The sequence below is a fragment of the Clostridium massiliamazoniense genome (assembly GCF_001403635.1).
GTDB lineage: Bacteria > Bacillota > Clostridia > Clostridiales > Clostridiaceae > Sarcina > Sarcina massiliamazoniense.
The window spans coordinates 156,919-180,976 of the sequence record NZ_LN879467.1 but is presented as its reverse complement, the minus strand read 5'-3'; the positions used below and the strand labels follow the sequence as shown (position 1 = coordinate 180,976).

Sequence of the window (24,058 nt, the reverse complement as noted above, 5' to 3'; positions counted from 1 at the left end):
AAATAATATAAAAAAGATCCTCTATGAAGATAAGATTTTTTCATAGAGGATCTTTTTATATTTTATTGAGTTACTAAGTGAAGTTTAGATTTTTTTCCTTCATTGTACATTCTTCTCCACATAATATAACCATAAATTGAACCGATTAAATATTGAAGAAGTGATAAGGTATTTGATAAGTCACCTACAAAAATAGAAGGATTAGCAACTCCAACATGTATAGTTTGTATTAGGAACATTATAACTCCTAAAGAATTAGATACAATCCAAAAGTTCCATTGAGCTACATATCTCTTAGCAGTTAAAAGTACGGCCATTATTGTTAAGGTTGCAGTTATGGAGTCTAAGAATACTTGTGGATCAGCAGAAATTCTAAAGTCAAATAATTTATAGAAAATTAAAGGTAATTTATCTAAAAATATAGCATAAGCAATAAAACAAGCTATTGAAACTATAATAGCGTATAACCATTGTTTTTTTGTAAGTGTATTTATTGAAATTTTATTTGTTGATTCTTTTGACATATGAGATTTCCACGCTATAAAACCATAGATTATAAGTGGTAATACTATAAAGAAGTTTTCAATAAATTGTCCGTATAAGCTGCTTACTAAAGCAATTATTGATAACGTTATAGTATTTATAATCCACCAAACATAACCATAGATATTAGCTTTAGCAGTATAGATGGAAACTAATATTCCAGAAATAGTACAAATTAGACCTGTTATTCCTAAAGGAGAAAAAACGCTAGAAAGAGAGTCTTTTCCTAAGAATAAAGGAAGTAGAAAAGTTATAATACTAGCAGCTGTGAAGAATATAAAAAATACTTTTTGGAATTTACTAAAACTTTTATAGAAGTTCATTTAATTACACATCCTTTGTTATACGAATAATTTTATAAATATAAAACATAAAGTTCGTTCTTATAATGTTAATATTAGATTATATATATTGAAATGTCAAGTGAAAGTTAATAATAAGAAAAAAATACGAAATATATTTGAATATTTTATTGAGTTTTTATGTTTTTAAAAGAGAGGTAGATAATTAGAGTAGTTGATATGATAAATAATATAATCTATATATTAGGATTTTAAAAGTAATAAATTAAGCTTTAATTTTAAATAGAGTTAAAGTTTTATATAAATAAAAAACATGAATTAAAGAATTTTCTTTAATTCATGCCTCTTTATATAAATATTAAAGCAATAGTGGATAAAATTGAAATTATTCCAGCAAATATTATATCTATAATAGATTCTAAAGAACTATCTTTATTTAATTTTCTTATAATAAAAATTGCATAGATTATTGGAGCAAATATTACAAGAGATTCTAAAAATAAAGGGAATGAGTACTTATTATTAAGCCAATGCACAAAAAAGATTGAAATTCCAAAAGCGTAAAAACCTCTATATAATTTTTTACTAGGTTTTTTCCTCATTTTATTTTTAAGCTCTTTATTAGCGATTATATTTAATGTAAATTCGTAAATATTAGTCTTTTGTAAAATAAATCCTATTATTAAAAATGTAATTACAATAAAAATAATTTCTTTTTTCATTATATTCTCCTAGGTAAAGATCATTATATATTTTTTGTTAAAACTAAACTGTGGCTTGTGTTTGTTTATCTTTAGTTTATAGAACCTTGAAGTATTATAGATGCTAGTTAGTAAATAATTAATTAATTATATGTTTATTATAAAATACAATAATTACAAAATAATAAAAAAAGTTAAATTTATTCAAAAGTTTTATCAAAAGGAAGCGAAAGAGAATGTACAAAAAATACATTCTCTTTCTTTACTTGCTAAGTTTAGAGTTTTTTAATACTGTTATATGATTTACTTCTTGTTGAAATGCTTTTAACAATGCTTTTTCCAATACTTTTTGATGATCGAAATTTTTTATATCAGTACAAACTGCAAAAACTTTATTTACATCATTGTTTACATTTTTGTACGTTAAAGTTACATTAGGTTCATCATATTGAATATCAATTATTTTTATTCCTAAACTTAAAGTTGCTAGATTATCTTCAATAGTTAGTTTACTTATATTTTTTAATTCTTTTTGTTCCTTAGTTGGATCATTTACTATTATTAATTCATCTCCAACTTTGTACTTTGACATAGAAAATCCTCCTAAAATAAATTTATTTAGTTTAATTTTACCATATTATATAAAATTTTTCTGTAAATAATTTTTAATTTTTAATAATAATCTTTTTTGAATAGTTGAAAGTGTTAGAAGTTAAGAGGATAGTTAAATTAGAGAAGGTAGAAAAAAGTATAAAAAATGTTATAATTATTTTAGAATATAACTATGTAAATTTCTTTTAATTAAATTATAAAATGAGGGTGATGAGTATGATGAGTAGTAAGGAAACATTCATAAAAGGAAAAGATGGACAAGAAATATTTTTAAGAATATGGGATGATGTTATAAATCCAAGAGGAGTTGTGCAAATATTTCATGGAATGGCTGAACATAGTGGAAGATATGAAAATTTTGCAAAGTTTTTAAATAATAGGGATATAATTGTTTTTGCTGATGATCATAGAGGGCATGGTAAAACAGCAATTAAAAATGGTCAATTAGGATATTTAGGTGATGATGGGTTTAATAGTATTGTAGAAGATGAGTATATAATAACAAACTATATAAAAGAAATATATAAGGAGATTCCTGTGTATATATTTGCACATAGTTTTGGATCTTTTATTGGACAAGAGTATATTATACGATATTCAAGTGAAATCGATGGAATAATCTTATCTGGATCAGCAAAAAACGATGGAGTAGATGTAAAAACAGGAATTTTTGTATCAACCATGCAAAGTAAATTTATAAGTGATAGAAAAGCTGCTAAGTTTATAGATAATTTTGCTTTTGGCGGCTTTAATAAAAATATAGACAACCCTAAAACAAAAGTTGCATGGTTAACAAGAGATGAAGAAGAGCAAAGTAAGTACATAAATGATAAGCTTTGTGCTTTTGTCCCAACTATAAATTTTTATAGAAATTTATTTTTAGGAATACATGAGCTATATAAAGTTGATAGATTAGAAAATATAAATAAAAAACTTCCGATTTTAGTTTTGTCAGGAGAAAAAGATCCTGTTGGAAAAAATGGAGAATCTGTAAAGAGACTATATAAACAATATAAAGATCTTGAAATAGAAAATATAGATATTAAGTTATTTAAGGAATGTAGACATGAATTACTTAATGAGATAAGTAAAGATGAAGTTATGGAGTTTATTTATAAATGGTTTAAGGATATTCAAATTATAGCTGATGAAGAAAAAGTATCATATAGTAAGAAATAAGGGGCATAATAGTACAGAGAGTAAGATTTATTGGTATTGAGGTAAAAAGTTCGAGAGAAATGGGATAAATCCCTAAAAATACAATTATGTATAAACATAATATAAGGAACTATCATATTATGTAATATAGAATATTAAGTAAAGAAAAATATAAAAGCTACTAATTATTAAATAAATATTGTGCAGTGTAATATCTAAGTGTTTATAACTCTAATATAGTTATTTGGAGAGAAGGGCTAAAGATGTATTTTTTAATAATAATAATTATTATTGGCTTTATACTATATCTAATAAAAAATTTAAAAGATGGAAACTTAGAAAATAATAATAATTGTGTATTAGCTCAAAGTAAAGAAGATAAAAGTACTTTGTTGATTTTTATAATGTTAATAATATTATCAGTTTTATTGTTTTTAGGAAGTAAATTATAATTGAATATAAAAGAAAAAACTATTATTTAAAATATTAAATAATAGTTTTTTTTATTTAAAAAGATATTTGGAAGGAATAAGTTGATAAATAAATATTTGTAATTTCTTTTATTGTATTAATGAAATTTTTAAAAAAGACTTATAAAAAGAAGATAAAAATAAAATAAATAAAAAAAAAGATATTTAATTGTAAAATATTCTTTAAAATCTATTAATAATCTATATTTTTTAGTTTATAATATGTGGGAGAGCTAATTTTAAGTAATTTGTTGTAGAAAGAATGGAGGGACGATGGAAAAAATTAAAGAAAAGAGTAACAAAAGATTTGCTTTTTGGGTAATAGCTTTATTGGCATTACTTATAATATCAGTGATTATATGTATTGCAATAGGGAGTACCTATATAGAGCCAAAAGTTGTATACAATGTTTTAGGCAGTAAATTAACAGGCTCTCATAATTTTAGTGAAAGCATAGAAACAATTATATGGGAAATAAGAGTACCAAGAGTAATTTTAGGCTTAGTTACAGGAGCAGGATTAGCTACCTGTGGAGTTTTAATGCAATGCGTTACTAGAAATCCAATAGCGGATCCTTATATTTTAGGGATATCATCAGGTGCTTCAGCAGGGGCTGTATTTATTATAGTATTTGGTTCAACAATAGCAGTAAGCACTGGATTATCTGTTGCATTTGGAGCTTTTATAGGGGCTGTATTATGTGGAATAATGGTTTTTGTTATAGGAACACAATGGGGACGAAGTACATCTACAACAAGATTAGTTTTATCTGGATTAGCAATTTCAACAATTTTTTCAGCTATAACAAATATAATCATTTATTCTGCTAAAAATTCTAATCAAGCTAAATCAGCTATGTTTTGGATAATGGGAAGCTTAGGTGGAGGAACATACGAGAAATTATATCTACCGATTATTATCTTATTAATTGTTATGATTTCATCAATATTTCTTTCGAAATCTATGGATTTATTATTATTTGGTGATGATAGTGCTATTATTTTAGGAATGAATGTAAAGGTTGTAAAATCTGTGATAATACTTTTAGCTACAATTCTAACAGCATCTTTAGTAGCTATAACAGGTGCTATTGGTTTTATAGGACTTGTTATTCCTCATATTTGTAGATATATATCAGGAAGTAGTCATAGAAAATTAATAATACTTTCATCAATAACAGGTGCTATATTTTTAATTTGGGCTGATGCTATAGCAAGGTCTGCATTTTCACCTAGAGAAATTCCAATTGGGATTATAACATCTTTAATAGGTGGACCATTTTTCTTATGGTTAATTTCTAAAAATGAATATTCATTTGGAGGGAGAAACTAATGGAAGATATTAAAATTAAAGTTGAGAATTTAGAATTTTTTATAGAAAATAAAAGAATTTTAAATAATATATCTATGGAAATTCCAAGGGGAAGCTTTGTTGGAATAATTGGTCCTAATGGTTCAGGAAAATCAACATTATTAAAAAATATATATAGGGTATACAAGCCTACTAGTGGGAAAATATATGTTGATAATAAAGAGCTTCTTACAATGTCCTCTAAACAATGTGCAAGGGAAATTGGAGTCTTAGCTCAGGAAAGTAGTACACAATTTGATTTTACTGTTGAGGATATAGTAAAAATGGGGCGATATCCTTATAAATCAATATTTGAGGATTATTCTAAAGAAGACTTAGATATAACTTCTAAAATGATAGAAAGAGTTGGGCTTAGTGAACATAAGTATAGAAATTTTAATACCCTTTCAGGTGGAGAAAAACAAAGAACCTTAATTGCAAGAATATTAGTTCAAAATGCAGAATTTTTAATTTTGGATGAGCCAACTAATCATTTAGATATAGGCTATCAAATTCAAGTAATGGATATTGTTAAAACTCTTAATATTACCACTTTATCAGCTATTCATGATATGAATATAGCTCTTATGTATTGTGATTATATTATTGCAATGAAGGATGGAGAAGTAGTAGCTAATGGCAAATGTGAAGAGATTATAACAGAAGAATTGTTAAAATATTTATTTGGTGTGAATTGTTATATAGGAGTTAATCCAATAACAAATAAGAAACATATATTTTATATGAGTAATAATTAATTATTACTTGATGCAATTTATTTTTTATGAAAAGTAAAGGATTTAAATGATAAAGCATTATTATTATCATATAAAAAAATAATGAGAATTGTTTATTAATTATTAAGAAACAACAGATAAGTAAGGGAGTGTTAAGTTATGAATAAAAAAATAAAATTAATGTTAATGGGATTATCAATAGTTGTTATTTCAGGAGTTTTTGTAGGATGTGGAGCAAAAGTAGAAAAAGGATCTAAGGATAATGAGATAAAAACAGAAAAAAATGATGAAAGTTACAAAGAAGTAAGTTATGTTTTTGATAATGGAAAGGAAAAAGCTGATGTAGTAATTAAAAAAGCACCTACAAGGGCAGTAACTCTTTCTCAATTCATGACAGAAATGTTATTAGCTTTAAATTTAGGGGATAGAATGGTTGGAACTGCTCTTTTAGATAATCCTATATTACCACAATTTAAGGCCGCTTATGATAAAATACCTGTATTAAAGGTTGCAGAAGGTCATTCAATATCAAAAGAAGCATTTATGGCTACAAAACCTGATTTTGTAAGTGGATGGGAAGCTTCTATATCAGCAGATACAACAGGAACTGCTCAGGAGCTTGTAAATGAAGGGATAGCACCATTTATGGCAAAATCAGCAGGACCAGATGCTACAGTTGATACAGTATATGAGGATTTTGCAATGCTTGGAAGAATATTTAATGTTGAAGATAATGCAAATTCTGTAATTACAGAAATGAAGAATAGAATAGCACAAGTTGAAAAAGAAGTTAGTAAAAAGACAGAAGAAGAAAAGGCTAAAGTTTTAATTTATGATTCAGGAGAAAAAGATGCTATGGTTGTAGGTGGTGGCTTACCAAATAACTTAATAACTTTAGCAGGTGGAAAAAATGTCTTTGGAGATTTGAGTAAACCATATGAAACAGTATCTTTTGAAAGCATAGTTAAGAAAAATCCTGATGTAATTATAGTAACTGATTATTTAGCTGGGAAACCTGTTAAGGAGAAAATAGATTTTCTTAAAAATAATCCAGCACTAAAAGATGTAACTGCTATAAAAAATAATAATATACATGTAATAGGATTAGCAGATCTTTCACCAGGAATAAGAAATGCATCAGCTATAGAGGCGATGAATAACATGTTCTATAAATAATAATAATTATATAGAATGATAATTAAATATATTTAATAATTCTTTAGATGTAATCACTCTTGGAATTTTAAGTTGGTTTTTTGAGGCTCCTTTTTTTATTAAAAATTCTTTAAATTTTTCAAAGGAGCCTTTTTCTAATAATATTATTTGAACCCTACTAAGAGCATTTTTTTCTCTGAACCGATGGTAGGCTTTATTAGAATTACAAAGTTCTAAATCTAACATTTCTTCAAGTTTCTTTTTATGAGGAAAGTCTTTATTTAATTCAATGAAAAAAAGATAATTTCCGGGAGTAGTTGAATTATTTGGACTAGTACAATAGTCTATTATTTTAAGTGATAATTTATTTTCAAGAGAACTCAAAGCATTCTTAACTTGCTCTTCAGTCATTTTTTCAGATACCATATTAAGAAGTTGATTTTTTCTATATAAAAATATAAGTTCAGGACTTTTATTATAAAAATCTATAACTTTAATTACATCACCTAGTCTATATCTATATAATCCATTGAAGCTTGTTACAACAATTTCATAGTTTTGATTTATTTCTAGTTCATTTAAGTTATAGGTTTTAGGATTTTTCAGAAATATATCATTTTCTTTAATAAATTCAAAAAAGGCAGCATCAGGTAGCAAAACGTAAGAGACCTTATTGAGGTATGGATTTATAGCTATAGAGGACTCAGAAGCTCCATAGGCACTGGAGTATATTGGGATTGAAGCGATGTAGTATTTGACTTTATTATCATAAATTGAAAAATTACCACCAGTTACAGTTATAATAACATTAAGATTAGGCCATATTCGTTTTGCTATATTTTTAAATCCTTTTTTAAATTCTTTTTGCAAATAGTTAGATCTTTCAGGGTTAGGTTTTAGTTTTTTCATGATAGCTTTTTTTAGTTCATTTGAAATATTAAGATTTTTATTAATTGTGCCTGTTTTTATATCATAAATTAGTTTATCATAGTTACTTTCAAGAATTCTAAACAAATCAAGAATTGAAGAAATAAATGTTCCTCCAATATACATTAAGTCTTTATATTCAAGAGCAAAAAGTAAATGAAGATATAAAGAAGATTCCCTATCTTTTACTTTCATAACTTCTAAGGGGGATGTCCAGATATAAGGGATTAGAAATTTTATTCCTCGCATTCCACCAGAAGTAGCAGAACTTATAGTTATACCTCCAGAACTTTTATTGGTTTCTAGCATATCTGTTAGCATAAGACCTTTTTTGTAAGTCCATTTATATTTTAGGTAATCAAAAACTATAAATTGAGTTAATAAGCCCATATATTTAGAAGCATTTGTTCTCGATTTTTTTGTGTTTGGAATTAATTTTTGATACCCAGTTGTGCCGGAAGTATGACTAAAAAATTCAATAGGATCACTAAGTAATAAATTTTTTTCACCATTAGCCATTCTATCTATATAATCTTTAAAATTTGTATAATCACTTAAAGGAACCATCATTTTAAAGTCTTCAATAGTGGAAATATCTTGGAATTTATGGATATGACCATATTCAGTAGTTTTATTATCTTTTAAAATTTCTATTAAAGTATTGAAATTCACAGTTAGAGGATTTTTAGTATTATCATTAAATTCATTAAAAAGTTTATGTCCTTTTTTTATTAAGATTTTATAGGCAAACTTATTAAATTTCATTGTATATCATCTCGTAAATTAGATTTCAAATTTAATATATTCAAGGAATTTAAATTTTATTCAATAAATTGAGGTTTTAAAAAAGATAAAAAATTTATATTAGAGATATTATTTGTTATAATTATATAGTAATTATTAGATAAATATTATGATGAAAGGGATATTATTTAAAGTGTATTTTTAAATAATTAAGTAAATATATTAAGGATTAGGTAAATAGTTCTTAAAAATTAATTTAGTACTTTAAATAATATTAAAGGATGAGATATGACTTTATTAGATATTTATGAAAGATATAAAAAAGTAAATAATGATTATAGTAAATTTATTGAAAAAATGGTGAATAAGGAGGTTTTTGATTTTGAGAGTAAAGATGAATTTAACTTATTAGAAGAGTATAATATGAAAATTCAACAGTTAAAAAGTAGTATAGAGAGCATAGAAAGTACTGATAGTGAAAACATAAAAGACTTAAATTATTTGATAGTAGATTTAATGTTTTTATCAGTTGATTTAATGAATTTTTATAATTGTAGAGAAGTAGAAAGATTCAAAATGAGAGCTATTAATTATATTAATAAGCAAAGACGAAAAGAATTTTTTGGTAGTAATTAAATCTATGTTTATATAATTGAGTTTTTTATTATAGACCTTATATTTTTATTGTAGTTTTTACAGTATTTAAAGTTGTCTTAATATTTTAATTAATGCAATTTAGAATAAAATTTAAATTTTTAGGATATAAATAGGATAAAACATTAATTTAAACATATACAATTAAAGATAATTTTATAATGTTAGAATTAAATAAAAATCTAAGGGGGAATTCCTATGTATATTGATAAAAATGAAGGTATAGTAAATGAAGATATTAAAAACTTAAGTGAAATAGATAGGCGTTTAAGGATAAAAAGATTAGAGTTAATGGAAAGACAACAAAATTATAGAAAAAGTAAAAAGTGGTGGCGTCTATGGAATTAATGGATTGAGCAATTGATACTATATAGATAAACTTAGACTTAACTTAGATAGAGTTAAAGCTACATTTGAATTTTGATGGAGTTATCTAGCATTAAATTTATAGAACATCGGAGCATTACAGACATGAGGCATCAGATGAAAAATTAAGTATATTTAAAAATACTAAAGAGATGTATAATAAATATTGATACTTAAGAAAAAGTACTAAGGAGAGGGATTTTAATGGAACAAGGCTTAAAGGAATTAAATGAACAGCTTCAAGGAATAATAGTTGGAGAAAAAGAAACAAGAAAAATGTGGAGAATGGCATTGGATTCTGAATTGAAAATACTATTAAATGATACCTTAGAAATAATGGGGGAACATAGGGAATACTTAGAGGAAGAGGTATTATTTCTAAAAAAGCAAGTTCTTGTATACGATGCAGTTGAGGGAAAATTAATTACCAGATTAAATGATGTTTCTAGTAGATTTATCGATGAAGATAAAAATATAGCAAGAGGAACTATTTGTGGAATCGAATTAGTTATAGATTTAATTGATAACATATTAAAAAATGAAAAAATAAGAAAAGAATTTAAAGTAAAATTAGAAGAAATTAAATCAAAATATTATTATATGGATTCTGAGTTGGAAAATTATATTCAAAGAATAAATAATGGAGAACTGTAGAATTGATTAATCATTAGGAGGATTTTATGGATTATAAATTTGTATTTGAAGGAAAAGAATTTATACTAAATAAGGAGAGATTTCTTGATTTAATAAATGATGAAGAGTATCCTGTAGAGAATATAGATTTAGATAAAATATTAACTTTACTAAATGAAAGTAAGGAGAATATTAAGTTTGAAAAATCTTATTATGATGAACCTTGTGAAAGTTGTAATTTTGGAAATGAAAATGATAAATTTTTTCCATTTTTAGAGTATCAATTTTACATAAATACTAAAGATAATAAATATGTAACAAGCAATATTAGCAAGGAAAATGAAAATTTATCTTTTAATAAGATGAAAAAAGCAGGTAAAGTAGATAGTAGTTATATTGTATTTGTAGAAATATGTAGAAATTGCGGTGAATTCTTTGTAGTAATAGAAAAAGTAGAGGAATAGGAGGAAGTTGCATCAAATTTTAGCTTTAGCTATATAATTTGATGCAACTTTTTGTGTTAATTCGTATTTTTGAGTTTTTTTGGATATTTTTGTTTTATAATATAAGTACGGTTAGATTAATAAGGAGGAATTAGGAATGGATAAAAATATGGAGTGGCTTATGGCTACAAAGGTAAAAAGAACTATGGAGAATTTAGAGAAAAATAATATAAGTTCATATTTTATAAATACTAGAGAGGAACTAATAGAAATAATAGAAACTTTAAGTCTAGAAGGAGATAAGGTAGCTGTTGGGGGGTCTGCAACATTGAATGAACTTGATTTATTAAGTTACCTAAGAAGTGGTAGATATAACTTTTTAGATAGATATAAAGAAGGTTTAACAAGGGAAGAAGTAGTTAATATATTTAGGGAAAGTTTGTTAAGTGATGTTTATATAACAAGTACTAATGCAATCACTGAAGAGGGATATCTTTATAATGTTGATGGAAATGGTAATAGAGTTGCAGCTATGTTATATGGGCCTAATAAAGTTATTGTTATTTGTGGAGTAAATAAATTAGTTAAAAATGTAGATGAGGCTATTGAAAGGAATAAATCTATTTCAGCTCCAGCAAATGCTAAGCGATTAGATAGAAAAACACCTTGTTCTAAAATAGGATACTGTATGGATTGTAAAAGTGAAGAGAGAATATGCAAAAAGTATACTTTAATAAAAGAAGAAGGGACAAAGGGTAGGATGCATGTCATAATTTTAAATGAGAATTTAGGTTACTAAATTCTATTTAAAATTTATAAATAAACTAATGATTAGGAGAGAGAAAATGTCAACTGATGTTATATTAATTATATTAGGTATTTTTCTTTGTTTATCACCAGTGTTACCTAAGGGATTTATATATAAAGAAAATAGAGTTAATGGAGTAAAAGATGTTGAGGAATATATAAAGGCACAAATTAAATTACTAGTTGTAACAGGAATATTATTTATAATAATAGGATTAGCTGGAATATTAGTTCGTAGATCATTTTTTTATGGATTATAATACCTATTTTTATTAACTTTTCTGGTGGAATAATTTTAAATCAAAAATATAGGAGATAAGCATAGACTTAATTTAAGTGGAGTTTTGACTCCATCTGAATGATTAGTGGAAGTTATTTAGGAAGAGTATTTATTTATCTTAGGTTAATAGAAATTTAGAGAATAACAAATATTAGTTATAAAATAAATAGGCAATAAGGGGGATATATGGAGTTTACCAATATATCTCCTTTATTTTGGTGTTATTTATATTAAATACACTAAAATAAAATACTCGTAAATGATTATTATAAAAACAAACGAAAAATATATTACAACACAAACTAAGAAATAGGGACTTAGTTTGTGCTTATTTCATCCTTATAATATTTTGTAGACCAATGTTCTATAAGTTTTACAGCTTCAGCTAACTCTAAACCTTTAGTTGTTAATTTGTATTCAACCCTTGGAGGAATTTCTGCATAGACGACTTTTTCTATTAAATCATCAGATTCTAGTTCCTTTAATTTTTCAGTAAGAACTTTTTGGCTAACTCCCTGAGTCAGTCTTTGGAGTTCTAAAAATCTTTTTTGTCCATCATATAAATGACAAAGAATTACACTTTTCCACTTTCCTCTAATTGTTTCAAATCCTAAGTCGAGTAAACAAACATATTTTTTATTTTTGTATTCTATCAAGAAAAGTCACCTCTTTGGTTTAATTATGTTTTTTTATTATAGCATCAATAGAAATATATGTCTAAAATAACATAGAGAAAGGTAAGAAAAATTCAAAATACTAACTTTAAGGTAACTATGCTTACTTTAAAGTGCGTACTTGTTAAAAGATTTATATTATTATATATTTTTTTATAGTTAACAACCTAGTACATGTACTATTTAAAATAGAGTTAGGAGTTGATTTTGTGAAAACACTTTTTGATAAAACAAAAATTTTAAATATGGAGATGAAAAATAGATTTTTAAGAGGAGCTTTATGGGTAGCTTTAGCAGATGAAAAAGGACATGTAACAAAAGAATTAAGCGATGTCTATGAAGAAATTGCTAAAGGTGGCGTAGGAACTATTATTACTGGGTATACATTTATTACTGAAGATGAACAGCCAAATCCAAATATGTTAGGTATTTATAATGATTCATTTATAGATGAATATAAAGATTTTACTAATATGATTCATAAACATGGCAGCAATATAATAATGCAGATAGTTTATGGTGGCTTTATGACAAATTTTAATGTTGGAGAAAGGGTTATATGGGGACCTTCAACTATGAAAAATGAAGTTACTGGAACTATGGCAAAAGAAATGTCAAAAGATGAGATAAAGTATTTAGTTTCTAAGTATGCAGAGGCAGCAAAGAGAGTTAAGGCATCTGGATTTGATGGCGTGGAAATACATTGTGGTCATGGATACATGTTAAGCCAATTTTTATCACCTTATTATAACAAGAGAGAAGATGAATATGGCGGAACTATAGAGAATAGAGGAAGAATAATTTTTGAGATATACGAAGCAATGAGGGAAGCTGTAGGAAAAGAGTTTCCAATACTTATAAAAATAAACTCAGCTGATTATACAAGCTTTAATGGATTAAGTGAAGAAGATAGTTTATATGTTGCAAGAAAATTAGCGGAATTAGGGATAGATGCTATTGAAGTAACTGGAGGAAATGAATCTATAAAAGATGTTAAAGAAAATAACTTAGGAGCAGCAAGAAGAAGAGTAGCACTTTCTAAAGAGAATGAATCTTATTTTAAAGACTATGCTATTAAATTAAGTAAAAGCATTGATAAACCTGTAATTCTAGTTGGAGGTAACAGACACTTTGAAGTTATGGATGATATACTTAAAAATAGTGAAATAGAATATTTTTCATTATCACGTCCATTAACTTCAGAACCAGATTTAATAAACAAATGGGCTAAAGGAGATTTGAAAGCTCCAAAATGTGTTTCCTGTAATGCTTGTTATAATACTATAGGGAAAAGGTGTATTTTAAATATAAAAAAGAAAAAAATAAATTTGTGATTAAGTTAAAAGTAACAGCAGATAAATTGTTGTTACTTTTTTATTACATTTTAATAATAAGAGTAATTTAATATACATTTAATTAGTTATAAGTGGTAAATAATTTATTTCTGTGATACTTTGTTATAGAAGTTGAGTTTTTATTGGAAATATTTCTAGGAATACTTGTAAATTTTTAGAGATTATCAAAGAACTAGAATTTAAAAATATTAACAATTAAAGTATAATGTGAATTATTAATTAACAACAAATGAAAAATGGAGGGATGATTAATGAATAGAAAGCAACTAACTGGTCTTATTGCTATAGCTAGTGCGCTGACAGCTGTAGGTGCAACAGGGGCAACACATATAGGAAAAGATTCTGCTAATGAAGTATTGTTGGCAAGACCTATGAAGGTTACTAAGCAAAGTTCTGCAACTTCAACAGATTCACAAAAGTATAAGGTAGGAATAACTACAGCATTTATAGGTGTTCCAGAACAGGAAAATGGTTTTGCAGCTGATCTAAGTTTTAATCCTAATGGATTTGCATCACCGCTAAATAAGAAATTATATGAATATGAAAGTTCACCAGCAAACCAAACAGCAGCTATGGATGAAGCTATAAGCCTACATAATGGAAACCCTGAAAATACTTGTGTTTATTTTCAATCTTCTTGTTTAAGGGCAATAGGTGTTCCTGTTCCAGACAGCATGTCTTATACTACAAATTTAGAAAGTTTTTTAAATAATAATGGGTGGCAAAGAGAGACAGATTTCAATTATATACAAAAGGGTGATATATGTTTTGCAGGACCATATCATACATTTTTATTTATGGGATGGAAAGATAAAGCTAAAGGAATTGCCTATGTAATGGGCGATGAAGCTTATATGTTTAATTCAAGCTATGGAAATAGAAATCTTAATGGTCAAGTAGCTAATTCAAGTAATGGATGGAATAACCAATATAAAGCAACTTGTTTCTGGAAATATACAGGGAACTATACAGGAGGAACAGTTCAAAATGCTCCAACAAACAAATGGATTGGGAGAATTGCTATAACATCACCAGTAGGATTATGGATGAATGCTGGACCTAGTGCAAATACTGCTAAATTAGATTGCATAGGTGATAACATAGTATTAAATGTAATAGAAGTTAAAGATGGATGGTATAAGGTTTACTATGATGGACAATATGGCTGGATAGATAGTCAGTATACAACAGGATTAGGAAATCCAACAGAGAGTAAGTCTGAAAATGTTGAAAATGCAAATATACCTCCAAGTGTAAGTAAGGCTATAGGAACAACTGTTATAAATTCCTTAGAAGGTCTAGAGATGAATTATGTGCCATTATTTAATTCTAATAGCATAACAAGTATACCTAATGCAACGAAGGTTTTTGTTTTTGAAGAAACAAATAATGGCTGGGAGAAAGTTTATTATAACGGAAGATATGGATGGATTTATTCAGAATATACAACAGGATTATCAAGAATAAATCAAGGAAGTAATTCTACTACTAATAATAATTCAACCAATAGTGGAAACTCTTCAAAGAGCAATATATTAGGTCAAGTTACAATAGAATCACCAGTAGGATTATGGATGACAAAAGGTCCAAGACCATATAGCGGAAACATAACTTGCTTAAATTACAATACTAAAGTAAATGTAATTGGAGAAAGTAATGGTTGGTATGAAATAAATTATAATGGACAAAAAGGTTGGATAGATGGAGCATATACATCAGCTTTAAAAACTCAATCTAATAATGTAACTCCAACAAAATCAGTAAAAGAAAAATCAACTGCAAAGAAAGCAATTAAAAAAGCAAGTCAAAATACAGGACAAGAAATAACTATTAAATCACCAGTGGGATTATGGATGACAAAAGGACCAAAGCCATATTCAGGGAATATAGTATGCTTACCATATAATACGAAGGTAATGGCAACAGCAGAAGAAAATGGTTGGTATAAGATAAGTTATGATGGACAAGAAGGTTGGGTAGACGGAGCTTATACAACATCAGCTAACTTTAGTACTAATAATAGTAACAATAGTAATAATTCAAATAACAATAGTAGTAATAATTCAAATAGTAATGGCACTAACACTACTAAAAAGGTTTCTGCAAAGAGCAACATATTAGGCCAAGTTACAATAGAATCACCAGTAGGACTATGGATGACAGAAGGGCCAAGACCATATAGTGGAAACATAACTTGTTTAAATTACAATACTACAGTAAATGTAATTGGAGAAAGTAATGGATGGTACGAAATAAATTATAATGGACAAAAAGGTTGGATAGATGGAGCATATACATCAGCTTTAAAAACTCAATCTAATAATAATGTAACCCCAACAAAATCAGTAAAAGAAAAATCAACTACAAAGAAAGCAGATAAAAAAGCAAGTCAAAATGCAGGACAAGAAATAACTATAGAATCACCAGTAGGATTATGGATGACAAAAGGACCAAAGCAATATTCAGGGAATATAGTATGCTTACCATATAATACAAAGGTAATGGCAACAACAGAAGAAAATGGTTGGTACAAGATAAGCTATAATGGACAAGTAGGCTGGGTAGACGGAGCTTATACAACATCAGCTAACTTTAATACTAATAATAGTAGTAACAATAGTAACAATTCAAATAGTAATGGCACTAACACTACTAAAAAGGTTTCTTCAAAGAGTAACATATTAGGTCAAGTTACAATAGAATCACCAGTAGGACTATGGATGACAGAAGGACCAAGACCATATAGTGGAAATATAACTTGTTTAAATTACAATACTACAGTAAATGTAATCGGGGAAAGCAATGGTTGGTACGAAATAAATTATAATGGACAAAAAGGTTGGATAGATGGAGCATATACATCAGCTTTAAAAACTCAATCTAATAATGTAACTCCAACAAAATCAGTGAAGGAAAAATCAACTGCAAAAAAAGCAGTTAAAACAGCAAGGCAAAATGTAGGACAAGAAATAACTATAGAATCACCAGTAGGGTTATGGATGACAAAAGGACCAAAACCATACTCAGGGAATATAGTATGTTTACCATACAATACAAAGGTAATGGCAACAGCAGAAGAAAATGGTTGGTATAAGGTAAACTATAATGGACAAGTAGGTTGGGTAGATGGAGCTTATACAACATCAGCAAACTTCAATGGTAACAATAATTCTTCTAGTGATAAAATTAGTAATACAACACAAGGTAATACTGAAAGTAATACTGAGAAAAGTAGTGAAGATGGAAATTCTAAATCAATGGGAAGTGTTGTAGTAGAGTCACCAATTGGATTATGGATGACAGAAGGACCAAGTGGGAATAGTGGAAACATAACATGTTTAAATTATGAAACAAGGGTAAATGTAATTGGAGAATATAATGGCTGGTATAAAATCACTTATAATGGTAAAATAGGATGGATTGATAGTAAATATACAACAACCTTAAATAATGGGAATAACAGTAGTGTTAGCCAAAATAAAAATAAAGAAATAACAGTGGCATCTCCTATAGGGTTATATATGACTTATGGCCCAAATGGCACTGAAGGTGTCATAACATGTTTACCCTATGGCACTGAACTTCAGGTAATAGGAGAAGAAAACGGATGGTATGAAGTTAATTACAATGGAAATATTGGATGGGTAGATGGTGAGTACTGTGCTTCTTAATAATTAAATTAAAATTAATAGTGGCTAATGCAATAAGTTATATTATTTAAAATATTATTCAGTAAGGGGGAGTAGTATGGCATTAATACAAAATATTGATTCATCCATATTATATTTCATGCAAAATCATGTTCAAAATCATTTTTTAAATCTAATAATGATTTTTATTACCAATTTAGGTAACATGGGATTAATATGGATATTGATAGCTATAGCTTTACTATTCACTAATAAGTTTAGAAAAGTTGGAATATTAATGTTATGTGCATTAGTAATAAACACTATATTAGGAGAAGTAATATTAAAGCATATGTTTCAAAGGCCAAGACCTTTTAATACATTGCAACATCTTGATTTATTGATAAAAAAACCACAATCTTATTCTTTTCCATCAGGACATACATCCTCAGCTTTTGCATGTGCTATAATATTAGCTTATTATGTGAAAAAAGCAGCTGTGCCAAGTATAATACTAGCTTGTTTAATAGCTTTTTCTAGGGTATATTTAACAGTTCATTATCCTAGTGATGTATTAGCTGGGATTGTATTAGGAATAATAAGTGCTATGATAACAATTTATCTGCACAAGTTATATAGAAAAAGATATAATAAAAAAAAGTATAATTAATATTAGAAAAGTGGCTGTGTCAATCAGCCACTTAATTTATATTACTTTTATAGATGTGTTTTTTTCATCTGCCGAGATAGCTATATAGGTACAAAATGCTGTGACCATTGAACTAGTACTAGAAGCTCTTTATTTTAGAAACTGTTGTAGAAAAAATATTAGAGATTCTTTACGTAGGTGAGTGGTTACAAATGATGAACCTATATAGTTAGATAAAAGGCAGAAAGGATGTATCTATAATTTGATACATCCTTTTTAAAAAATTAAATTTCTTTACTAAGTTTAATGAAGTTTTCTATATCTTCTTCTATTAATTTTAATGAATTTTTCCAAAAATCTGTGGATTGAATATCAATGTTCATTAATTTTGTTATATCAGAAAGTTTATTTTTACCAGTAACACTAAGTAATTGATCATAAGCTTCTACAAAATCATTTCCTCTTTTTAGATATTCAGCATATAATCCCTTTGAGAATAGTAAACCAAAGGCATAAGGGAAGTTATAAAAATTAGTTGTTGCATAGTAGTAGTGTGGTTTACAAGCCCACATATATGGATGTAAGAAGTTTTCATCTAGTCCGTCTCCATAAGAAGCTTTTTGAGCTTTAAGCATTATTTCATTTAATTCAGATGCACTTAATGAAGAAACTGCTCTTTTTTCAAAAACTTCACTTTCAAAAAGAAATCTACTTAAAATATCAACAATTATTTGTCCGCAATCTGATATTTCTTTTTCTAAAATTGATAAAGCTTCTTTAGGAGTAGCATTTTTTACAGCTGCTTTTTTTACTATTGTTTCACAAAAAGTAGAAGCTGTTTCTGCTATTGGCATAGGATAATCTGCATTTATAGGGCTTTGTGATAATAAGCAATCTCCATGATATCCATGACCTAATTCATGAGCAAGAGTTATAACATCACTAAGAGTACCACCAAAGTTAAGCATTATGCGACTTTCACCTATCATATGAAGGTTTTCACAAAAAGCTCCTCCAACTTTCCCTTCCTTTGGATATACATCTACCCAATTATTTTCTATTGCTCTTTTTGCAAAGTTACCTAATTTAGGTGAGAAAGTGCTAAAATTAGTAACTATAAAATCTCTAGCTTCTTCAAAAGTAAAGCTTGGTTCACCTTCTACTATTGGAGCAAATAAATCATAGAAAGGTAAAGCACCTTTATGTCCTAAAATTTCAGCTTTTCTTTTATAGTACTTTCTAAACATAGGAAGGCTTTCTTTCATAGCTGCTAACATTGCATTTAAAGATTTTTCATCAAGTCTAGAATTTATAAGAGTTTCTTCAAGTGGACTATGGTAGCCTCTTATTTTTGAAACTGTTATTACCTCACCTTTAACACCATTTAAGGCAGCAGCTACAGAATTTTCAATTTTTTTATAAGCTTTTAGTTCAGCTTCATAAGCAGTTTTTCTAATATTAGCATCATTAGAAAATGCCATATTTCTTATTACACTAAGAGGAAGACTTTTATTTTCTCCATCTAGAATAATATCAACTAAAAGAGAAGATGTTTCAAGGTCTTTTAGTTTTGTCCATGATGAAGACCCAGAACCTCTCATTTGAGCTATTAGTAATTCTTCCTTTTCAGATAATAAATATTTGCTCATTTCTTTTATTTCATTAAAGTGGAATTTATGCTCCATTAATAGTTCAGAATTAGACAGTACATCATCTAAATTATTTATAGAACCAATCCATTTATATAACTTAGCAGAAGAATCAGCCATTTTCGCTAGGTTTTGTTCTATTATTTCTAAAGTTTTTAAGGCAGTACTATTTTTAGTATCAACACTAACAACAAGGTTAGAATACATTAAAAGCTTATTTGAAAGATTTTTAAACTCATTAGTTTCATTTATGTAATTTATTAATTTATCTTCTAAGTTATCATAACTAGAAGTAATGTTATCAACAAAATTCTTAAAACTTTCTATTTTTTCATTTAATAGTTTCATATCATTTTTAAACTCTATTGAATTGAAATCATTATAAAGTTCAGTTAAGCTCCAATTTCCGTTCATAAAATAAACCTCCAAAATAATTTTTAATATGAATTTAGTTACACAAAGTTCATATTTATATTTATTATATCATTAAAAAAAAGAAAAATAACTTAGCTTATGAAATTTCACGAAATTTTTCTATATTAAAAATATAAGAAGAGGGAAAATAATCAATAGGTAGAACAATTATAAGGTAATAATATGGGTTACCTAGAAATAAAATCTACAGATATTTTCCTTTTTAACAAGGAGCAAAGATGGATGATGGAGAAGATTTAATGGGATGTTTAATTAATTTAAGAAAAAAAGGGGGAAGGGTTTATGAGAACATGGTCAAGAGTGAAAAAAATAATGTTATTAGTTTTAATTGTATTAATTTCTGTGATAGCTATTTTATATAATTCATTTAATGGTAATTTTATAGGAAAGGCTATAACAAAATCAAGGATTATTAAATATATAGAAAAAACATATCCTAATAAGGATTTTGAAGTTTATGATGTATTTTTTGATTTTAAGTTTGGTAGATATAGTGCAAGAGTACAGTCAAAGGAAGAGGGATTGGACTTTTGTATAGAAGATTGGAAATATGGTAGAGTTTATGATGAATATAAAGAAAGTCCTTATCTTGAAGATTTGGATTTAGAAAGAAGGTTCTCAAAAACTGTTAGTGAGGAGCTTGAAAGAGAACTTAAAGATATTTTAAATTTAGATATAGATAATTCCAAAAGTGATTTTTTGTTTGTAGATATTATAGTGAAGCAAGGAAAATATAGAGATAGGGATATTGAGTATAATAAGGATATGGATGACTTTATGGCTATAGACATAAGTGTGAAAGATAAAGAAAAAGCAATTTTAGTGGCTAAAAGAATGAAAGATATTCTTAGGAAAAAGAATTATAATGGTTTCAAGGTGTTCTCAGTAAATTATTTTGAAAATGATATACCATATTTTATAGCTTTGGAAGAGAAAGATTTAAATAGTAATAAATCCATAGAAGAATTTTTGAAGAAAGGTATGGTTACTTTTCATAGAGATACTGGTTTAGTGGAGTATGAAAGTGAAGTGAGGAGTAAAAAAGAAGAAATTGAAATCTATGAAAAAGATTTAAAAGAATAAAAAAATTATCTCTAAAAAAGTGATTAAGTATTTTTAAATAATAAAATAAATTTTAAGTGATACAATTTTAACAAGTATTTCTTGAAAAATTATAAATCAATAAAAAACTCATCTCCAACAAAAATGTTATGATTATATTAATAAAATATTAATAAAGTTTAAATGGGATGGAGATGAGTTTGTATGAAAAAGAAAAGTTTAGCGATAATAGGGGCAACATCTTTAGTTGGAATTGCAGCTGCAGGCGCAATAGGAGCTATAAGTAATTACTTTTATGATATAGCCCTAGATAGAGATCCAAAAAAGAGAACAGACTTTTATAAGAGGTTTACAAGTGATACAGAAAAGAAACACGAAGAGGTATCTAAGGAAATACATAAATTAGAAGAGGTATATATAGGATGGTTTGAAAATGAATCTAACTATAAAGATGTGTATATAGATTCTTATGACGGATTAAAATTGCATGGGTGTGAAGTAATAGCTAATAAAGAAAGTCATAAGTGGGTAATAACAATCCATGGTTATGCTGGGAATTGTAAGGATATGTCTTATCTGGTTCAACAATTTAAGGAAAGTGATTACAACGTCTTAACTCCAAATTTAAGAGGACATGGTAAAAGTGAAGGAAAATACATAGGAATGGGATGGCATGATAGGAAGGATATACTTAAATGGATTGATTATATATTAGAAAAAGACAAAAATGCTGAAATTGTTCTTTATGGAATATCAATGGGAGCAGGAACTGTTATGATGACTGTTGGAGAAGAATTAGTGCCTAATGTAAAAGCTGCTATAGAAGATTGTGGATATACATCTGCATGGGAGGAATTTGGTTATCAAATTGAGATGTTTAACCAAAAGGCTCTTAAAAGACCTGTGTTAACAGTTGCTGATATTATAACAAAAGTAAGGGCTGGATATAGATTAAGAGAAGCTTCAGCTATAAAACAACTTGAAAACTCAAAGATTCCAATGTTATTTATTCATGGAGATGAAGATAAATTTGTGCCTTATTATATGTTAGACAAGCTATATGAAGCGGCAAAATGTCCAAAGGAAAAATTTGTTGTTCATGGTGCTGGACATGCACAATCTATAGTTTTAGAACCAGAATTATATTGGGAAAAAGTTTCTAGTTTTTTAGAACAGTATGTTGATAACAAAAGTGCAGAGGAAGATTTGGTAGTAAATGAAGAAATGATCTTAAATGTAGTTGGAGAGTAAAAAAAGAAGGGTATAAAAATTACAGGTAGATCTTCTCTGCCTTTTATCTAGCTATATAGGTTCATCATTTGTGACCACTCACTTACGTAACGAAACTATTGTTCGAAAATAAAGAGCTTCTAGTACTAGTTCAATGGTTACAGCATTTTGTACCTATATAGCTATCTCGGCAGATGAAAAAATACATTTATAAAAGTAATATAAATTAAGGTGCTGATTTGATACAGCACCTTTTTAATTTATTTCAATTAACTTTTGTTTATTTTGTTGCTCCTGAAACACTAAATAATTTAAAGTGAACAGTATTACCTTCTTTTTCTTTAATACCTTCAAAAAATTCATTAGAATCAGTAATAGAATCAAAACCTATATCATCAAGCATAGTTTTAATAACTTGTGGGTCAAGACCATTGTGCATTGGAACTACAGTTGAACCTTTATGGAAAGCACCATTATCCTTTATCATATCTATTATTATAAGTGAACCACCATCTTCTAATAGATTTTTTAACTTAACAATTATTTCTCTATAGTTATCTATATGATGTAATACTAAAGGTGCATAAATTACATCGAATTTTTTGTTTTCATTGTATTCTAATATGTTACCCTTCCAAGTATGTAGGTTTTCTACCTTAGTATCTTGGATTTTTTTATTAGCTTCATCTATCATGCCATCAGATAAATCAACTAATAATATATCAGAGAAATAATCTTTCAGATAAAATGAAACAAGACCTGTTCCACACCCAAAGTCCATGGCTCTTAAACTTTTTTTGTTATCCAATAATCTTTTTATTTCATCACCTATTGATTTTGCTCTTGTAAGATTCTTTTCATTATCCCATTCTTTTGCTAATTCATCAAAGTTCATAATTAACACTCCTTAATATTGAAAATTTAAATTTAAGGTTAAACCTAGCATAATATTATTTTTGTACTTTAACTTTAATAAGATACTAATCAAATTTATCCAAATAAAATTATTTTAGTTTTGTTCCTGTATAACCAGCTGTTCCACCAACGACGTTAATAACGTTAAAGCCTTCTTTATCTAATTCAGAGCAAGTTCTTAGGCTTCTTGCACCAGAATGACAAATTATATAGTATTCTTTATCCATATCAAGATATTCCTTTGGTTTAGATAATAAGGTTTCCATAGGAATGTTAACAGAGTTAAGTAATGCTTTTGGTACTGTTTCAAAAGGTTCTCTTATATCTATAAGCTTTATATCGTTTATTATATTGTCTATATCATTTACGTTTATTGATTTTACCATTGTATTAAAATCCTTCTTTCTTCTTTAGTTTAAAATTATTTTATCTAAATGATTAATGCTTGTAATACTAAAGTCTATATAAGCTGAAGATAAACAAACACACATCCCTAGATACCTAGTATTTGTAATATTTTAATCTTCTATAAGTCTAAAATAAATACACATTTTCATATAAGAATCTCTAAAGTTTAT

Annotated in this window: 24 protein-coding genes; 16 read left to right on the top strand and 8 right to left on the bottom strand. The window is 27.1% G+C overall.

The window, feature by feature from the left end:
• Positions 1-62 precede the first annotated feature (62 nt).
• The 3 genes from pnuC to ARA19_RS04810 form a co-directional block, all read right to left on the bottom strand.
• Positions 63-866: a nicotinamide riboside transporter PnuC gene (pnuC, locus tag ARA19_RS04820; RefSeq protein ID WP_055069834.1), complete on the bottom strand. Its 804-nt coding sequence runs from the start codon at positions 864-866 to the stop codon at positions 63-65.
• Positions 867-1,192: 326 nt separating this feature from the next.
• Positions 1,193-1,567, bottom strand: a complete 375-nt coding sequence (locus ARA19_RS04815) for a hypothetical protein (protein ID WP_055069833.1) — start codon at positions 1,565-1,567, stop codon at positions 1,193-1,195.
• Positions 1,568-1,808: 241 nt separating this feature from the next.
• A complete protein-coding gene (locus ARA19_RS04810) occupies positions 1,809-2,138 on the bottom strand; it encodes a hypothetical protein (protein WP_055069832.1) in 330 nt (109 codons plus the stop codon).
• 236 nt (positions 2,139-2,374) lie between these two features.
• Here ARA19_RS04810 and ARA19_RS04805 point away from each other — a divergent pair, with 236 nt between their 5' ends.
• From ARA19_RS04805 to ARA19_RS04785, 5 genes are all read left to right on the top strand, one after another.
• On the top strand, positions 2,375-3,337 hold the full coding sequence (locus ARA19_RS04805; RefSeq protein ID WP_055069831.1) for an alpha/beta hydrolase: 963 nt from the start codon (positions 2,375-2,377) through the stop codon (positions 3,335-3,337).
• 242 nt (positions 3,338-3,579) lie between these two features.
• Positions 3,580-3,768 (top strand): hypothetical protein, encoded by a 189-nt coding sequence (locus tag ARA19_RS04800; RefSeq protein ID WP_055069830.1) that lies wholly within the window; start codon positions 3,580-3,582, stop codon positions 3,766-3,768.
• 291 nt (positions 3,769-4,059) lie between these two features.
• Positions 4,060-5,118: a FecCD family ABC transporter permease gene (locus ARA19_RS04795; RefSeq protein ID WP_055069829.1), complete on the top strand. Its 1,059-nt coding sequence runs from the start codon at positions 4,060-4,062 to the stop codon at positions 5,116-5,118.
• Positions 5,118-5,894: an ABC transporter ATP-binding protein gene (locus ARA19_RS04790; RefSeq protein WP_084764248.1), complete on the top strand. Its 777-nt coding sequence runs from the start codon at positions 5,118-5,120 to the stop codon at positions 5,892-5,894. The genes ARA19_RS04795 and ARA19_RS04790 overlap by 1 nt, the downstream gene beginning before the upstream one ends.
• Positions 5,895-6,032: 138 nt before the next feature.
• Positions 6,033-7,049 (top strand): ABC transporter substrate-binding protein, encoded by a 1,017-nt coding sequence (locus tag ARA19_RS04785; protein ID WP_055069828.1) that lies wholly within the window; start codon positions 6,033-6,035, stop codon positions 7,047-7,049.
• 6 nt (positions 7,050-7,055) lie between these two features.
• On the opposite strand, the gene ARA19_RS04780 is transcribed toward ARA19_RS04785, so the two are convergent.
• A complete protein-coding gene (locus ARA19_RS04780) occupies positions 7,056-8,720 on the bottom strand; it encodes a GH3 auxin-responsive promoter family protein (RefSeq protein ID WP_055069827.1) in 1,665 nt (554 codons plus the stop codon).
• A gap of 267 nt (positions 8,721-8,987) precedes the next feature.
• Here ARA19_RS04780 and ARA19_RS04775 point away from each other — a divergent pair, with 267 nt between their 5' ends.
• The 6 genes from ARA19_RS04775 to ARA19_RS04755 all read left to right on the top strand — a co-directional run bounded on the left by ARA19_RS04775 (position 8,988) and on the right by ARA19_RS04755 (position 11,862).
• On the top strand, positions 8,988-9,335 hold the full coding sequence (locus ARA19_RS04775; RefSeq protein ID WP_055069826.1) for a hypothetical protein: 348 nt from the start codon (positions 8,988-8,990) through the stop codon (positions 9,333-9,335).
• A 216-nt stretch (positions 9,336-9,551) separates the two neighbouring features.
• Positions 9,552-9,701, top strand: coding sequence for a hypothetical protein (locus ARA19_RS17455; protein WP_157452225.1), 150 nt, complete (start codon positions 9,552-9,554; stop codon positions 9,699-9,701).
• A gap of 222 nt (positions 9,702-9,923) precedes the next feature.
• Positions 9,924-10,373: a hypothetical protein gene (locus tag ARA19_RS04770; RefSeq protein ID WP_055069825.1), complete on the top strand. Its 450-nt coding sequence runs from the start codon at positions 9,924-9,926 to the stop codon at positions 10,371-10,373.
• A 26-nt stretch (positions 10,374-10,399) separates the two neighbouring features.
• Positions 10,400-10,816: a DUF3785 family protein gene (locus ARA19_RS04765; protein ID WP_055069824.1), complete on the top strand. Its 417-nt coding sequence runs from the start codon at positions 10,400-10,402 to the stop codon at positions 10,814-10,816.
• Between the two features lie 136 nt (positions 10,817-10,952).
• The gene (locus tag ARA19_RS04760; protein ID WP_055069823.1) at positions 10,953-11,594 is read left to right on the top strand and encodes a lactate utilization protein; all 642 of its coding nucleotides are present in this window, start codon (positions 10,953-10,955) and stop codon (positions 11,592-11,594) included.
• Between the two features lie 46 nt (positions 11,595-11,640).
• Complete coding sequence (locus ARA19_RS04755; protein WP_055069822.1) at positions 11,641-11,862, top strand: hypothetical protein; 222 nt, start codon at positions 11,641-11,643, stop codon at positions 11,860-11,862.
• Between the two features lie 337 nt (positions 11,863-12,199).
• On the opposite strand, the gene ARA19_RS04750 is transcribed toward ARA19_RS04755, so the two are convergent.
• Positions 12,200-12,538, bottom strand: a complete 339-nt coding sequence (locus ARA19_RS04750) for a winged helix-turn-helix transcriptional regulator (protein WP_055069821.1) — start codon at positions 12,536-12,538, stop codon at positions 12,200-12,202.
• A 227-nt stretch (positions 12,539-12,765) separates the two neighbouring features.
• On the opposite strand from ARA19_RS04750, the gene ARA19_RS04745 reads away from it, so the two are divergent.
• From ARA19_RS04745 to ARA19_RS04735, 3 genes are all read left to right on the top strand, one after another.
• On the top strand, positions 12,766-13,890 hold the full coding sequence (locus ARA19_RS04745; RefSeq protein WP_055069820.1) for an NADH:flavin oxidoreductase: 1,125 nt from the start codon (positions 12,766-12,768) through the stop codon (positions 13,888-13,890).
• A gap of 272 nt (positions 13,891-14,162) precedes the next feature.
• Positions 14,163-17,582 carry an SH3 domain-containing protein gene (locus ARA19_RS04740; RefSeq protein ID WP_055069819.1) on the top strand — a complete coding sequence of 1,140 codons (3,420 nt, stop codon included), beginning with the start codon at positions 14,163-14,165 and terminating at the stop codon, positions 17,580-17,582.
• Between the two features lie 76 nt (positions 17,583-17,658).
• Entirely contained in the window at positions 17,659-18,210 is a 552-nt protein-coding gene (locus ARA19_RS04735) for a phosphatase PAP2 family protein (protein ID WP_055069818.1), read from the top strand.
• A 263-nt stretch (positions 18,211-18,473) separates the two neighbouring features.
• Here the strand turns inward: ARA19_RS04735 and ARA19_RS04730 are convergent, their stop codons facing one another.
• Complete coding sequence (locus ARA19_RS04730; RefSeq protein WP_055069817.1) at positions 18,474-20,252, bottom strand: M3 family oligoendopeptidase; 1,779 nt, start codon at positions 20,250-20,252, stop codon at positions 18,474-18,476.
• Between the two features lie 303 nt (positions 20,253-20,555).
• Here ARA19_RS04730 and ARA19_RS04725 point away from each other — a divergent pair, with 303 nt between their 5' ends.
• On the top strand, positions 20,556-21,356 hold the full coding sequence (locus tag ARA19_RS04725; RefSeq protein ID WP_055069816.1) for a YfjL-like protein: 801 nt from the start codon (positions 20,556-20,558) through the stop codon (positions 21,354-21,356).
• A 183-nt stretch (positions 21,357-21,539) separates the two neighbouring features.
• Positions 21,540-22,586 carry an alpha/beta hydrolase gene (locus ARA19_RS04720; RefSeq protein WP_055069815.1) on the top strand — a complete coding sequence of 349 codons (1,047 nt, stop codon included), beginning with the start codon at positions 21,540-21,542 and terminating at the stop codon, positions 22,584-22,586.
• Between the two features lie 259 nt (positions 22,587-22,845).
• On the opposite strand, the gene ARA19_RS04715 is transcribed toward ARA19_RS04720, so the two are convergent.
• Together ARA19_RS04715 and ARA19_RS04710 are read right to left on the bottom strand one after the other, a co-directional pair.
• Positions 22,846-23,460, bottom strand: a complete 615-nt coding sequence (locus ARA19_RS04715; RefSeq protein ID WP_055069814.1) for a class I SAM-dependent DNA methyltransferase — start codon at positions 23,458-23,460, stop codon at positions 22,846-22,848.
• Between the two features lie 109 nt (positions 23,461-23,569).
• Positions 23,570-23,866 carry a rhodanese-like domain-containing protein gene (locus ARA19_RS04710; RefSeq protein WP_055069813.1) on the bottom strand — a complete coding sequence of 99 codons (297 nt, stop codon included), beginning with the start codon at positions 23,864-23,866 and terminating at the stop codon, positions 23,570-23,572.
• Between the last annotated feature and the right edge of the window lie 192 nt (positions 23,867-24,058).

Bases quoted from the DNA above. Each gene is read 5' to 3' on its own strand.
- pnuC (WP_055069834.1), bottom strand. From the start codon at position 866: ATGAACTTCTATAAAAGTTTTAGTAAATTCCAAAAAGTATTTTTTATA.
- ARA19_RS04815 (WP_055069833.1), bottom strand. From the start codon at position 1,567: ATGAAAAAAGAAATTATTTTTATTGTAATTACATTTTTAATAATAGGA.
- ARA19_RS04810 (WP_055069832.1), bottom strand. From the start codon at position 2,138: ATGTCAAAGTACAAAGTTGGAGATGAATTAATAATAGTAAATGATCCA.
- ARA19_RS04805 (WP_055069831.1), top strand. From the start codon at position 2,375: ATGATGAGTAGTAAGGAAACATTCATAAAAGGAAAAGATGGACAAGAA.
- ARA19_RS04800 (WP_055069830.1), top strand. From the start codon at position 3,580: ATGTATTTTTTAATAATAATAATTATTATTGGCTTTATACTATATCTA.
- ARA19_RS04795 (WP_055069829.1), top strand. From the start codon at position 4,060: ATGGAAAAAATTAAAGAAAAGAGTAACAAAAGATTTGCTTTTTGGGTA.
- ARA19_RS04790 (WP_084764248.1), top strand. From the start codon at position 5,118: ATGGAAGATATTAAAATTAAAGTTGAGAATTTAGAATTTTTTATAGAA.
- ARA19_RS04785 (WP_055069828.1), top strand. From the start codon at position 6,033: ATGAATAAAAAAATAAAATTAATGTTAATGGGATTATCAATAGTTGTT.
- ARA19_RS04780 (WP_055069827.1), bottom strand. From the start codon at position 8,720: ATGAAATTTAATAAGTTTGCCTATAAAATCTTAATAAAAAAAGGACAT.
- ARA19_RS04775 (WP_055069826.1), top strand. From the start codon at position 8,988: ATGACTTTATTAGATATTTATGAAAGATATAAAAAAGTAAATAATGAT.
- ARA19_RS17455 (WP_157452225.1), top strand. From the start codon at position 9,552: ATGTATATTGATAAAAATGAAGGTATAGTAAATGAAGATATTAAAAAC.
- ARA19_RS04770 (WP_055069825.1), top strand. From the start codon at position 9,924: ATGGAACAAGGCTTAAAGGAATTAAATGAACAGCTTCAAGGAATAATA.
- ARA19_RS04765 (WP_055069824.1), top strand. From the start codon at position 10,400: ATGGATTATAAATTTGTATTTGAAGGAAAAGAATTTATACTAAATAAG.
- ARA19_RS04760 (WP_055069823.1), top strand. From the start codon at position 10,953: ATGGATAAAAATATGGAGTGGCTTATGGCTACAAAGGTAAAAAGAACT.
- ARA19_RS04755 (WP_055069822.1), top strand. From the start codon at position 11,641: ATGTCAACTGATGTTATATTAATTATATTAGGTATTTTTCTTTGTTTA.
- ARA19_RS04740 (WP_055069819.1), top strand. From the start codon at position 14,163: ATGAATAGAAAGCAACTAACTGGTCTTATTGCTATAGCTAGTGCGCTG.
- ARA19_RS04735 (WP_055069818.1), top strand. From the start codon at position 17,659: ATGGCATTAATACAAAATATTGATTCATCCATATTATATTTCATGCAA.
- ARA19_RS04730 (WP_055069817.1), bottom strand. From the start codon at position 20,252: ATGAACGGAAATTGGAGCTTAACTGAACTTTATAATGATTTCAATTCA.
- ARA19_RS04725 (WP_055069816.1), top strand. From the start codon at position 20,556: ATGAGAACATGGTCAAGAGTGAAAAAAATAATGTTATTAGTTTTAATT.
- ARA19_RS04720 (WP_055069815.1), top strand. From the start codon at position 21,540: ATGAAAAAGAAAAGTTTAGCGATAATAGGGGCAACATCTTTAGTTGGA.
- ARA19_RS04715 (WP_055069814.1), bottom strand. From the start codon at position 23,460: ATGAACTTTGATGAATTAGCAAAAGAATGGGATAATGAAAAGAATCTT.
- ARA19_RS04710 (WP_055069813.1), bottom strand. From the start codon at position 23,866: ATGGTAAAATCAATAAACGTAAATGATATAGACAATATAATAAACGAT.